This window comes from Brevibacterium sp. LAARM2_SD2, assembly GCF_057364785.1.
In genome coordinates this window covers 39,193-51,485 of the sequence record NZ_JBNFOM010000021.1, presented here as the reverse complement: position 1 = coordinate 51,485, position 12,293 = coordinate 39,193, and the positions used below count along the sequence as shown (strand labels likewise).

The following is a 12,293-nucleotide window of genomic DNA, read 5'->3' as shown; positions in this document are numbered from 1 at the left end:
GGCATGGCCAGGCACGGTGCCGAACTCCTTCCCGAACTGCCCGCGGCGCTCGAGCGCGCCTTCGCCGGCTACCTCGGCGCGCTGCGCTTCGAACGCGGACTCTCGCTCAACTCGATCGACGCCTACGCCCGTGACCTCGGCCGGTACGGGACGTGGCTGGCGACGGCGGGGATCGGCCGCCTCGGCGAGGTGACCCGCACCCATATCGAGGAGTTCGCGCTCCATCTCCAGGATTCGGGTCTCGCCCCGCGGACCCGGGCCCGCGCCCTCGTCGCGGTCCGCCGCTTCCACGCCTTCGCCCACGCCGACGGGCTCACCGACGCCGATCCCGCCTCCGAGGTCAGTCCGCCGCGGGAGGGTCTGCGGCTGCCGAAGGCCCTGTCCGTGTCCGCGGTCGAGGCGATGCTCGCGACGACGGCGGGGGAGGAGCCGGCGCAGCTGCGGGCCGCTGCCCTCCTCGAACTCCTCTACGCGACCGGGGCCCGCATCTCCGAGGCCGTCGGCGCCGACCTCGACGACCTCGACCTCGAGACCGGGCTGATCCGCCTCTACGGCAAGGGCGGGAAGGAGCGGATCGTCCCGTTCGGATCCCATGCCGCCGCCGCCCTCGGGGCCTGGGTGACCCGCGTGCGCCCGACGATGGCGGCGAAGGCGACCTCCGGCGCGCCCGCCGGGGCCCTCTTCCTCAACGCCCGCGGTACGCGGATGTCGCGGCAGACGGCATGGAAGATCGTCGTCGCCGCCGGGGAACTCGCCGGTTTGGAGACCGAGGTCTCCCCGCACACGTTCCGCCACTCCTTCGCCACCCACCTCCTCGACGGCGGGGCGGACATCCGCGTCGTCCAGGAGCTGCTCGGGCACGCCTCGGTGACGACGACGCAGATCTACACGAAGGTGTCGGAGGAAACATTGCGCGAGGTCTACGCCACCTCGCACCCCCGAGCGCGGTAGGGTTATGCACAGCACGCAACGAAAGGTGGCCGACCGAGTGATGAATCCGCAACAGGCGTTGGATCTCCCCACAGCGAAGAGCGTCGACGACTTCGCCGAACCCGCCCCGCTGGACTCGCACGGGCCCGCACGCATCATCGCCATGGTCAACCAGAAGGGCGGTGTCGGGAAGACGACGTCGTCGATCAACCTGGGCGCCTCCCTGGCCGCGTACGGCCGCAAGGTCCTCCTCGTCGACTTCGACCCGCAGGGCGCCCTGTCGGTGGGACTCGGCATCAACCCCTACGACCTCGACATCAGCATCTACAACCTGCTGATGAACCCGCGACTCGATCCGCACGACGTCATCGTCGAGACCGAGTTCGACGACATCGACGTCCTGCCCGCGAACATCGACCTCTCCGCTGCCGAAGTCCAGCTCGTCGGCGAGGTCGCCCGCGAACAGGTCCTCTCCCGCGTCCTTGCGAAGGTCGCCGGCGAGTACGACGTCGTCCTCATCGACTGCCAGCCCTCGCTCGGCCTGCTCACCGTCAACGCGCTCACCGCCTCCCACGGGGTCATCATCCCGCTCGAGACGGAGTTCTTCGCCCTGCGCGGCGTCGCCCTTCTCGTCGAGACGATCGAGAAGGTCCAGGACCGCCTCAACCCCTCCCTCGAGGTCGACGGGATCCTCGCGACGATGTTCGACTCGCGGACCCTGCACTCGAAAGAGGTGATGAGCCGGGTCTCCGAGGCGTTCGAGGACAAGGTCTTCGACACCGTCATCAACCGCACCGTGAAGTTCCCCGACGCCTCCGTCGCGGCCGAGCCGATCACGAGCTTCGCCCCCAAGCACCCCGGATCCGAGGCGTACCGCAGGCTCGCCCGCGAGCTCATCGCCCGCGGAGGCGCGCCCTGAGCGAGACCGTCACCGCGGACGCCGTCCCCGGGGATCACCTCCCCGGGGAAACCGGTGCCGAGGACGCGCCCACGGGCTTCCAGGTGGAGCTGGAGAACTTCTCCGGTCCCTTCGACCTGCTGCTCGGTCTCATCTCGAAGCGCCGTCTCGACATCACGGAGATCGCCCTCGCCGAGGTGACCGATGAGTTCATCGCGTACACGACGAGTCTGCGCTCCGGCGGGGACCGCGACGGGGCCGCCGACCTTGCGGAGATCTCCCAGTTCCTCCTCGTCGCCGCCACCCTGCTCGACCTCAAGACCGCGCGGCTGCTGCCGCACGAGGAGGGAGAGGAGGAGCTCGACCTCGAACTCCTCGAGGCCCGCGACCTCCTCTTCGCCCGGCTCCTCCAGTACCGGGCGTACAAGTCCGTCAGCGCCCACTTAGCCGAGGCGATGACCGCCGGGGCCATCCGCGTGCCCCGCGACGTCGGACTCGACGCGGAGTTCCAGGACGTGCTGCCGCCGCTGGAGATCCGCATCGGTCCCGGTGAGCTCGCCGGACTCTTCGCCACCGTCCTCCAGCGCGACCACACGCCGCCGACGGTCGCCGTCGACCACATCCACCTGCCGCTCGTCAGCGTCTCCGAACAGCGCGGACACATCCTCGGGCTGCTGCGCGCCGGCGAGCTCGACTTCCAGGAGCTCCTCGACACCGCGGAGAACACCCTCGTCGTCGTCGCGCGGTTCCTCGCCCTCCTCGAGCTCTTCAAGGTCGGCCTCTGCGACTTCGAGCAGGACGAACCGCTCGGCCGGCTCCTCATCACCCGCACCGACACACCCGAGGACGGGGTCGACCTGCGCACCGAGGGGACATGGAGCGCCGACGAGGGCGACGAGCCGGGCCCCGCCTCGGCGGACGATGACGAGGACGACGCTGCGGACGAGGCGGACGACGAAGGCGAGGACGAGCAATGATCGACGACGAGATCCTCGGCGGCATCGAAGCCGTCCTCATGGTCAGCGACTCAGCGGTCTCGCCCGCGGAGCTCGCCGCGGCCCTCGGCATCGACGAGGACACCGTGATGACGGCGATCGAGGAGCTCTCGAGCGACTACGACGGCGACGGGCAGCGCCGGCAGCGCGGCTTCGAGATCCGGGCCGTGGCCGGCGGGTTCCGCATCTTCTCCCGCGGGGACTACCACGACGTCGTCAAGGACTTCCTCACCGCCGGGCAGAGCGCGAAGCTCTCCCAGGCCGCCCTCGAGACGCTCGCCGTCATCGCCTACCGGCAGCCGATCTCCCGGCCGCGGATCGCCGCGATCCGCGGGGTCAGCGTCGACGGTGTCATCCGCACCCTGCTGCTGCGCGGACTCATCGTCGAAGCCGGGAAGGAGGCGACCACCTCGGCGCTCCTCTACACGACGACCCACCAGTTCCTCGACGCGCTCGGCATGCAGAGCCTCGACGACCTCCCCGACATCGCCCCGTTCCTGCCCGAGGACTCCGACCTCGAGGAACTCGGCGCCGACGAGACCGAGGTCCTCGCCACAGTCGGCGACGAGATGTCACCAGACGACGTTTGATTTGAGACAATGGACCCCATGAGTCCCTACCGCGATCCCAGGGCGCCCGGCGGGCGCAGCAACCGACCGAGCCGCAAGCAGCGCGCCAGCACCGGCGCGAAGGGCGGCGGGGAGACCTCGGACGCCCATGTCAGCGGGGGAGTGCGGCTGCAGAAGGTCCTCGCCGAGGCGGGGCTGGGGTCCCGGCGCGCGTGCGAGCAGCTCATCCTCGACGGTCGCGTCGAGGTCGACGGCAGCGTCGTCACCGAACTCGGCACCCGCATCGACCCGGACACCCAGTCCGTCTACGTCGACACCCTGCGGATCTCGACGAGCCCGCAGAAGATCTACCTCGCCCTCAACAAGCCCGCAGGCGTCGTCTCGACGATGAAGGACCCCGAAGGGCGGAAGTCCCTGGCCGACTACGTCGCAACCGCGCCGAGCGGATCTTCCACGTCGGACGCCTCGACACGGACACCGAGGGCCTCATCCTCCTGACGAACGACGGAGAGCTGTCGAACCGGCTCGCCCACCCCCGCTACGAGATCCCCAAGACCTACCTCGCGCAGGTCAAGGGGCAGCTCGCGAAGGACGCCTCGGCCCGGCTCAAGGCCGGCATCGAACTCGACGACGGCATCGTCAAGGTCGACGAGTTCCGTCTCGTCGACTCCACCCCGGGCCGCTCCGTCGTCGAACTCACCCTCCATTCGGGCCGCAACCGCGTCGTCCGCCGCCTGCTCGCGGCGATCGGCAATCCCGTCGAACGGCTCGTGCGCACGAAGTTCGGGCCGATCTCGCTCGCCGAACAGCGGCAGGGGAAGATCCGTCCGCTGCGCTCCGACGAGGTCGGGGAGCTCTTCGAAGCCGTCGACCTGTGAGGATCCACATCATCGGCACCGGGCTGCTCGGTGCGAGCCTCGGCCTTGCCCTGCGCGGGCGCGGGTACAGCGTCACGCTCGAGGACACGTCCCCGACCGCGCAGCAGCTCGCCTCCGACCTCGGCGCCGGTGAGCCGGTCGCACCCGGCACGGCACCCGATCCCGACATCGTCGTCGTCGCCACTCCGCCCGACGTCGCCGCCGGCGTCATCGCCGGGGCGCTGACCGCGTACCCGAGCGCCACCGTCACCGATGTCGCGAGCATCAAGACCCGCCTGCTCGAGACCGTCCGGGAGCTCGTCACCGGCGATGCCCTCGACCGCTACATCGGCTGCCACCCGATGGCCGGGCGGGAGAAGTCCGGGGCGATCGCGGCCCGGCCCGACCTCTTCATCGCCCGTCCGTGGGTCATCTGCTCCGATGAGGACACCCCGGAGAGCCGGCTGACCGCCGTCGAGGAGATGGCCGAGGCGACCGGCGCCTCGGTCACCCACCTCGACCCCCGCATCCACGATGCCGCGGTCGCGAAGGTCTCCCACGTCCCGCAGGTCGTGTCCTCCCTCGTCGCCTCCCAGCTGCGCCACGCCCCGCTCGACGAGGTGGCCCTGGCCGGTCAGGGACTGCGCGACGTCACCCGCATCGCCGCCTCCGACCCGGGCCTGTGGACGCAGATCCTCTCCGGCAACGCCGAGGAGGTCCGGGCCGTGCTCGTCGCCCTGCGCGGCGAACTCGACGCCGTCATCGATGCCCTCGCGCTCGGTCCCGGCTCGACCGGGGTGATCGCGCGGACGATCGCCTTCGGCAACGAAGGTCACGACCGGATCCCCGGCAAGCACGGACAGGCGCCGACCGCATATGCTGTCGTCACGGTCCTCATCCCCGACACCCCGGGGACGCTGGCCTCCCTGTTCAAGGACATCGGGGACCTCGGCATCAACGTCGAGGACTTCCGGATGGACCACGCGCCCGGGCGCCGGCTCGGCATCGTCGACGTCTCGGTGATGCCGGCGAACGCGAACGAACTCGAACACGGACTGCAGTCACTGGGATGGCGGATCCCCGAATCCGCCATCGAGAAGGAAGGAACCACATGAGCGTCGTCGCCATCGACGGACCCAGCGGAGTCGGCAAGTCGAGCACCGCGAAGGAGGTCGCCCGCCGGCTCGGCTACGCCTACCTCGACACCGGTGCGATGTACCGGGCGATGGCGTGGCTGGCGCTCAACCGCGGAGTCACCGATCCCGTCGACGTCCTCGAACAGGTCCGCGGCGCCGATCTCGAGATCTCCACGGACCCCGACGACTTCTCCGTGTCCGTCGACGGCATCGACGTCACCGAGGAGATCCGCAGCCCCGAGGTCTCTGAGAACGTCCAGACAGTCTCCGCCGTCCCCGACGCCCGCAGCGAGCTCATCGAACGGCAGCGCGACATCATCGCGGCCGCGAGCCCGGGCGTCGTCGTCGAGGGCCGTGACATCACGACCGTCGTCGCGCCCGACGCCGCGGTCCGCCTCCTCATGACCGCCCGCGACGACGTCCGCGTCTCCCGCCGGGCCAAGGAGCTCCACGGCAGCGACGACGCCGAGGCGGTCGCCGCGACCCAGTCCCAGGTGACCGGCCGTGACGCGAAGGACTCGGCGACGACGAGCTTCCTCACCGCCGCCGACGGCGTCCACACCCTCGACACGAGCGATCTCGACTTCGAGCAGGTCGTCACGACCGTGCTCGACCTGGTGAAGGAAGCACGATGACCGAAGAGGAATTCCACGAGGCCCCCGACGAGGCACTGGCCGAGCGTCTCGAGCAGATCAGCGACGAGGAGGCCGAGCAGCGGGCGACCGCGCTCGAGGCCGGGCTCGAGGGCTATGAGCTCGAAGACGACGACCGGGCGCTGCTCGACTCCCTCGGCTTCGACATCGAGGAAGAGGAGGAGCGCGGCGCCGATCCCGTCCTCGCGATCGTCGGACGGCCCAACGTCGGGAAGTCGACGCTCGTCAACCGCATCCTCGGCCGGCGCGAAGCCGTCGTCGAGGACGTCCCTGGGGTCACTCGCGACCGGGTGAGCTACCGCGCGGAGTGGAACGGCAAGGACTTCACCCTCGTCGACACCGGCGGCTGGGACTCCGATTCGAAGGGCATGGCCTCGCGGATCGCCATCCAGTCCGAGGTCGCCGTCGACATGGCCGACGCCGTCGTCCTCGTCGTCGACGCCACGACCGGCCCGACGGCCACCGACGAGATGGTCGTGAAGATGCTGCGGAAGAAGAAGAAACCGGTCATCCTCGCCGCGAACAAGGTCGACGACGAGCGCGGCGAGCTCATGGCCGCCGAACTCTGGGGTCTCGGCCTCGGACAGCCGTGGTCGGTCTCGGCCCTCCACGGCCGCGGTGTCGCCGACCTCCTCGACGAGGCGATCGACACCCTCCCCGAGGTCTCCGCCGTCGAGACGCGCGTCGAGGAGGGCGGTCCGCGTCGGGTCGCGCTCGTCGGGCGCCCCAACGTCGGCAAATCCTCCCTGCTCAACAAGCTCGTCGGCTCCGAGCGCGTGCTCGTCGACAACGTCGCGGGCAGACGCGCGACCCCGTCGACGAGCTCATCGAGCTCGGCGGCAAGCAGTGGCGCTTCGTCGACACGGCGGGCATCCGCCGGCGGGCCCACCAGGCCAGCGGGGCCGACTTCTATGCGGCCCTGCGCACGCAGACGGCTCTCGAGCGCGCCGAGGTGGCCGTCGTCCTCCTCGAGGCGCAGGAGCCGCTGAGCGAGCAGGACGTCCGCATCGTCACGACCGCCGCCGAGGCGGGTCGGGCCGTCGTCCTCGCCTTCAACAAGTGGGACCTCCTCGACGAGGAGCGCCGCTACTACCTCGAACGCGAGATCGAACGCGACCTCGCCCATGTCTCGTGGGCGCCGCGGGTCAACATCTCCGCGAAGACCGGACGGCACGCAGAGAAGCTCGTTCCGGCGATGGAGACGGCACTGGAGAACTGGGACAAGCGGATCCCGACCGGACGTCTCAACGCGTTCCTCGGCGAACTCGTCGCCGCGAACCCCCACCCGGTCCGCGGCGGCAAGCAGCCGCGCATCCTCTTCGGCACCCAGGCGCAGTCCCGGCCGCCGAAATTCGTGCTTTTCACCACAGGATTCCTTGAACCGGGGTATCGTCGTTTCATCATCAGGCGACTGCGCGAGACATTCGGCTTCGAGGGAACCCCCATCGAGCTGTCGATGCGCATCAGGGAGAAGAGACGAGGTCGGTAGTTGAGCGATGACACCCAGGCTCGAGGTCAGCAGCAGCCATGGCATGCGCGCCCGCCGGCCAGAGCCCTTGTCATCGCCCTGACGATCGCGGGCATCGCGTACGCCCTGACGTTCTTCCGGGGACTCCAGGACATCGTCGCGCCCGTCTTCCTCGCGCTCAACTTCTACATCGTCGTCTACCCGCTGCAGAAGTTCCTCACCCGGCACCGGGTTCCGGGGGCGATCGGCGCAGTGATCTCCGTCGTCCTCGTCCTCTGCATGATCGTCGCGTTCTTCGGGCTCACGGCCTGGTCGATCGCCGAACTCGTCATGCTCATCCCGAGCTACGGCACGGAGATCACGACGACCTATCACAGCCTCATGTCGCTGCTGTCGCAGCTCGGGGTGACCTCGAACGTCCTCGAAGAGCAGCTGCGGGGATTCAACGCGCGGTCGGTCATCGACGCGGTCACTCCGCTGCTGACGAACGTCTCCGTCGTCGCCGGCCTGCTCACGACCGTCGTCATGGCCGTGTTCTTCGTCGCGATGGATTCGATGGGCATCGGTCAGCGGATGACGATGCTCGCCGACGCCAAGCCGTCCCTGGCCGCCGCACTCGGCGGTTTCGCCAGCGGCGTCCGCCGGTACTGGGTGGTGGCGACGATCTTCGGTCTCATCGTCGCGATCCTCGACGTCGTGGCACTGGCGATCATCGACGTTCCGCTCGTGTGGGTGTGGGGTGTGCTCGCGTTCCTCACGAACTACATCCCCAACATCGGGTTCATCATCGGCCTCGTCCCGCCGGCGCTGCTCGCCCTCGTCGACAGCGGGTGGCAGTCCGCGCTCTGGGTCATCGCCGCGTACTCGGTCCTCAACTTCGTCATCCAGGCGATCATCCAGCCGAAGTTCACGGGCGAATCCGTCGGCGTCACCCCGCTCGTGTCGTTCCTCTCCCTCCTCTTCTGGGTGTGGGTGCTCGGCTGGCTCGGTGCTCTGCTCGCCCTGCCGGCGACCCTGCTCGTCAAGGCCCTCCTCGTCGACGCGGACCCGCGCGCGAAGTGGGTGAACATCCTCCTGGCCTCCGATCCGCACACGGCGAAGGACTCCCACCCCGGCACGGTCATGGGTCCGCGCGCGACCCCGGAGGCAGGCAAGACCCCGAACACGCTGCGGCCGACGGATCCCGGCGCTCGGCTGCTGTCGCGAAAGACCCGGCCCGGTCACTGAACGCCCGCGGGCACTGCACGCCCGCGGATACGGGCAGTCACCTCGGCGCGCGTCGCACCCGGACGGGCAGTGAACGTCCGCGGACACGGGCGACCGCCTCGGCGGGAGTCGCTCCCGGGCGGGCACTGCACGGTCGCGGACATGGGCGGCCTCCTCGGCGGGACTCGCACCCGGACGGGCACTGCACGTCCGCGGATACGGGCAGTCACCTCGGCGGATGGGCATCTCATCGTCGACCGCGCCGTTCACACGGGCGGCCGGCCATGGTTACCATGAAGCATGGCGACACTTCTTGAGATCCATCCTGACAACCCGCAGCCCCGACTCATCGAGCGCGCCGCGCAGGTTCTGCGCGACGGCGGACTCATCGCCTATCCGACGGACTCGTGCTACGCGCTCGGGTGCGCCCTGGAGAACAAGGACGGCATCGAGCGGATCACCCGCATCCGGCAGCTGAACTCCAAGCACCACTTCACGCTCATGTGCCATGACTTCGCGCAGCTCGGGCAGTTCGTCATCGTCGACAACTCGGACTTCCGGGCGATCAAGTCGATGACGCCGGGCCCGTACACGTTCATCATGAAGGCGACGAAAGAGGTGCCGCGGCGGATGATGCACCCGAAGAAGCACTCGGTGGGCGCGCGGATCCCGCAGAACACGACGGCACTCGCGCTCGTCGAGGCGATGGGCGAGCCGATCCTCTCCTCGACCCTGCTCCTGCCCGGTGACGAGGATCCGCTCACCGAGGCCGCCGACGTCATGGACCAGATCGGCCACGAGGTCGACGTCGTCATCGACTCCGGCACCCCCGGTGTCGTGCCCACCTCGGTCATCGACTTCACCGGCAAGCACCCCGAGGTCGCCCGCGTCGGCGCCGGCGACGTCTCCCGCTTCCTCGACGAATAGGCGCGTTCGGCCGGAGCTGGTGGCGGTGGCGTCGCCGTGGCACTGAGCTTCGACGCGGTCAACCGACAAATACGCCCTCTGCTAACGGCGTATTTGTCGGTCGAGGGCGTCGATGGCGTGGCTGCTGTCGGGTGACGGCGTAATTGCCGGGTCGGGGAGTTGGTGGCGGTTCGGTGCGTCGGTCCGGCCGCCTCGGTGCGAGGTGCGGGCCAGTACTGGGCTTCGACGCGGTGAACCGACAAATACGCCCTCTGCTCAGCGCGTATTTGCCGGTTCGGGGCGTCGATGGCGTGGCGGCCGTCGGGTGACGGCGTATTTGTCGGTTCGGGGCGTCGATGGCGTGGCGGCTGTCGGCTGTCGGGTGGCGGCGTAATTGCCGGTCCAGGGCGTCGGTGGGACAGGTGAGCGGTGGGCTCGCGTCGACGTCCTCCACGACCCTGTATGCGCCGAGGTGGTCCACCGGTGAGCAATCATTCGTTCAGTGATGGTCTAGAGTGGGAGGAAGCGGCAGTGAGGTGTGCATCACAGCGCACGATCGCCTCACGCTGCGCCACTGACCGTCCCATGTTCCGTCACTGAAGGAGTCATCCATGGCACGCACAGCAATCGTCACCGGCGGCGGACGCGGCATCGGCGCCGCGATCGCGAAGAAGCTCAGCGCCGACGGACTCAAGGTCGCCGTCCTCGACATGGGGCCGACCGACGAGACCGTCGACGCGATCACCGCAGCCGGGGGCGAGGCGATCGGACTCGCCGCCGACGTCTCGGACGAAGCGTCCGTGAACTCCGCCGTCGCCGAGGTGGCCGACCGCCTCGGCGCACCCACCGTGCTCATCAACAACGCCGGCATCCTCCGCGACAACCTCCTGTTCAAGATGAGCTACGAGGAGTTTCAGAAGGTGCTCTCCGTCCACCTCGGCGGGGCGTTCCTCATGGCCAAGGCGGTTCAGGAGCACATGGTCGCCGAGAAGTTCGGGCGGATCGTGTCGATGTCGTCGACCTCGGCGCTCGGCAACCGCGGCCAGACGAACTACTCCGCGGCGAAGGCCGGCATCCAGGGCATGACGAAGACGTGGGCGATCGAGCTCGGGAAGTTCGGCGTCACCGCCAACGCGATCGCGCCCGGCTTCATCGAGACCGACATGACGAAGGCCACGGCAGAGCGGGTGGGCGTCGACTTCGCCGACTTCAAGAAGGCGGCGATCAGCCAGATCCCCGTCGGCCGCGCCGGCACCCCCGACGACATCGCGAACACCGCGTCGTTCCTCGTCTCCGAGGGTGCGGGATTCGTCTCGGGCCAGGTCATCTACGTCGCCGGCGGCCCCCGGAACTGAGCGGGCACCCGCCACCGCCCGGCAGTCAGAGCACTCGCACAGCAACCGCACCACCCCACCATCCATCGCCACGAGGGAAGCAGGACAGTCATGGTCGACGCCGTCATCGTCTCCACCGCCAGAACCCCGATCGGACGCGCCTACCGCGGCGCCTTCAACGACACGCAGGCCCAGGAGCTCGCCGGCCACGCGATCGCCCACGCCGTCGAGCGCGCCGGCGTCGACGGCGCGGAGGTCGACGACGTCATCATGGGCTCGGCCCTCCAGCAGGGCAGCCAGAGCACGAACATCGGACGCCAGGCCGCCCTGCGCGCGGGCCTGCCCGTCACCGTGGCCGGGATGTCCGTCGACCGCCAGTGCGCCTCCGGGCTCATGGCGATCGCGACCGCGGCCAAGCAGATCATCGTCGACGGGCAGTCGATCGCCGTCGGCGGCGGCGTCGAATCGATCTCGCTCGTCCAGAACGAGCACATGAACACCTTCCGGGCGAAGGATCCGTGGCTCGAGGAGAACGTCCCCGGCATCTACTACCCGATGCTCGCGACCGCGGAGATCGTCGCCGAACGCTACGGGGTCAGCCGTGAGGAGCAGGACGCCTACTCCCTCGAATCGCAGAAGCGCACCGCCGCTGCGCAGGCCGCCGGGCGCTTCGACGCGGAGATCGTGCCGCTGCCGACGACGAAGGTCGTCGTCGACAAGGCGACGGGGGAGACCTCGACCGAGGAGGTCACGCTCACCCAGGACGAGGGCAACCGCCCCGAGACCACCCTCGAAGGGCTCGCCGGACTCAAGCCCGTCCTCGATCCGGGAGTTGCCTCGCAGCATCCGAGCGTCACCGCCGGCAACGCCTCCCAGCTCTCCGACGGCGCCTCGGCGGCCGTCCTCATGTCCGACACCGAGGCGTCCCGGCGCGGACTCAGCCCGCTCGGCATCTACCGGGGCATGGCCGTGGCCGGGGTGGCCCCGGACGAGATGGGCATCGGTCCCGTCTTCGCCGTGCCGAAGCTCCTCGAGCGTCACGGTCTGACGATCGACGACATCGGCCTCTGGGAGCTCAACGAGGCCTTCGCCGTCCAGGCCCTCTACTGCCGGGACAGGCTCGGCATCGACCCGGAGCGCTACAACGTCGACGGCGGCGGCATCTCCGTCGGCCACCCCTACGGGATGACCGGGGCCCGCCTCGTCGGCCATGCCCTCATCGAAGGCAAGCGCCGCGGCGTCAAGTACGTCGTCGTGACGATGTGCATCGGCGGCGGGCAGGGCGCCGCCGGTCTCTTCGAAGTCGTCTGAGGCCGCCCCGTTCATCGCCGCCGCGCCTGC

General features: G+C 69.4%; 10 protein-coding genes and 2 pseudogenes. All 12 read left to right on the top strand.

The features are described 5' to 3' along the window. The first annotated feature begins 3 nt into the window (after window positions 1–3). The 12 genes and pseudogenes from xerD to AC2W7K_RS13360 all read left to right on the top strand — a co-directional run bounded on the left by xerD (window position 4) and on the right by AC2W7K_RS13360 (window position 12,263). The gene (gene xerD / locus AC2W7K_RS13415) at window positions 4–951 is read left to right on the top strand and encodes a site-specific tyrosine recombinase XerD (protein ID WP_198499034.1); all 948 of its coding nucleotides are present in this window, start codon (window positions 4–6) and stop codon (window positions 949–951) included. Between the two features lie 40 nt (window positions 952–991). Then, on the top strand, window positions 992–1,849 hold the full coding sequence (locus tag AC2W7K_RS13410; protein WP_198499033.1) for a ParA family protein: 858 nt from the start codon (window positions 992–994) through the stop codon (window positions 1,847–1,849). A gap of 83 nt (window positions 1,850–1,932) precedes the next feature. Continuing rightward, a complete protein-coding gene (locus tag AC2W7K_RS13405) occupies window positions 1,933–2,805 on the top strand; it encodes a segregation and condensation protein A (protein WP_232623626.1) in 873 nt (290 codons plus the stop codon). Then, window positions 2,802–3,413: an SMC-Scp complex subunit ScpB gene (scpB, locus tag AC2W7K_RS13400; protein ID WP_198499032.1), complete on the top strand. Its 612-nt coding sequence runs from the start codon at window positions 2,802–2,804 to the stop codon at window positions 3,411–3,413. Before AC2W7K_RS13405 ends, scpB begins: the two co-directional genes overlap by 4 nt. A 9-nt stretch (window positions 3,414–3,422) precedes the next feature. After that, window positions 3,423–4,270 (top strand): annotated as a pseudogene (locus AC2W7K_RS13395) (pseudouridine synthase). Continuing rightward, the gene (locus AC2W7K_RS13390; protein WP_198499030.1) at window positions 4,267–5,364 is read left to right on the top strand and encodes a prephenate dehydrogenase; all 1,098 of its coding nucleotides are present in this window, start codon (window positions 4,267–4,269) and stop codon (window positions 5,362–5,364) included. The pseudogene AC2W7K_RS13395 and the gene AC2W7K_RS13390 overlap by 4 nt, the downstream one beginning before the upstream one ends. Continuing rightward, window positions 5,361–6,020, top strand: a complete 660-nt coding sequence (cmk, locus tag AC2W7K_RS13385; RefSeq protein ID WP_198499029.1) for a (d)CMP kinase — start codon at window positions 5,361–5,363, stop codon at window positions 6,018–6,020. Before AC2W7K_RS13390 ends, cmk begins: the two co-directional genes overlap by 4 nt. Further along, window positions 6,017–7,527 (top strand): annotated as a pseudogene (gene der / locus AC2W7K_RS13380) (ribosome biogenesis GTPase Der). Before cmk ends, der begins: the two are co-directional and overlap by 4 nt. Beyond that, the gene (locus tag AC2W7K_RS13375) at window positions 7,528–8,733 is read left to right on the top strand and encodes an AI-2E family transporter (protein ID WP_486006278.1); all 1,206 of its coding nucleotides are present in this window, start codon (window positions 7,528–7,530) and stop codon (window positions 8,731–8,733) included. Window positions 8,734–9,012: 279 nt separating this feature from the next. Further along, entirely contained in the window at window positions 9,013–9,639 is a 627-nt protein-coding gene (locus AC2W7K_RS13370; RefSeq protein ID WP_198499026.1) for an L-threonylcarbamoyladenylate synthase, read from the top strand. A 590-nt stretch (window positions 9,640–10,229) separates the two neighbouring features. Further along, window positions 10,230–10,973, top strand: coding sequence for an SDR family oxidoreductase (locus AC2W7K_RS13365; protein WP_198499025.1), 744 nt, complete (start codon window positions 10,230–10,232; stop codon window positions 10,971–10,973). Between the two features lie 90 nt (window positions 10,974–11,063). Further along, a complete protein-coding gene (locus tag AC2W7K_RS13360) occupies window positions 11,064–12,263 on the top strand; it encodes an acetyl-CoA C-acyltransferase (protein WP_137826483.1) in 1,200 nt (399 codons plus the stop codon). Window positions 12,264–12,293 lie beyond the last annotated feature (30 nt).

Coding starts and splice junctions, on each gene's coding strand:
- cmk (WP_198499029.1), top strand. CDS start 5,361: ATGAGCGTCGTCGCCATCGACGGACCCAGCGGAGTCGGCAAGTCGAGC.
- AC2W7K_RS13365 (WP_198499025.1), top strand. CDS start 10,230: ATGGCACGCACAGCAATCGTCACCGGCGGCGGACGCGGCATCGGCGCC.
- AC2W7K_RS13410 (WP_198499033.1), top strand. CDS start 992: ATGAATCCGCAACAGGCGTTGGATCTCCCCACAGCGAAGAGCGTCGAC.
- AC2W7K_RS13370 (WP_198499026.1), top strand. CDS start 9,013: ATGGCGACACTTCTTGAGATCCATCCTGACAACCCGCAGCCCCGACTC.
- scpB (WP_198499032.1), top strand. CDS start 2,802: ATGATCGACGACGAGATCCTCGGCGGCATCGAAGCCGTCCTCATGGTC.
- AC2W7K_RS13360 (WP_137826483.1), top strand. CDS start 11,064: ATGGTCGACGCCGTCATCGTCTCCACCGCCAGAACCCCGATCGGACGC.
- xerD (WP_198499034.1), top strand. CDS start 4: ATGGCCAGGCACGGTGCCGAACTCCTTCCCGAACTGCCCGCGGCGCTC.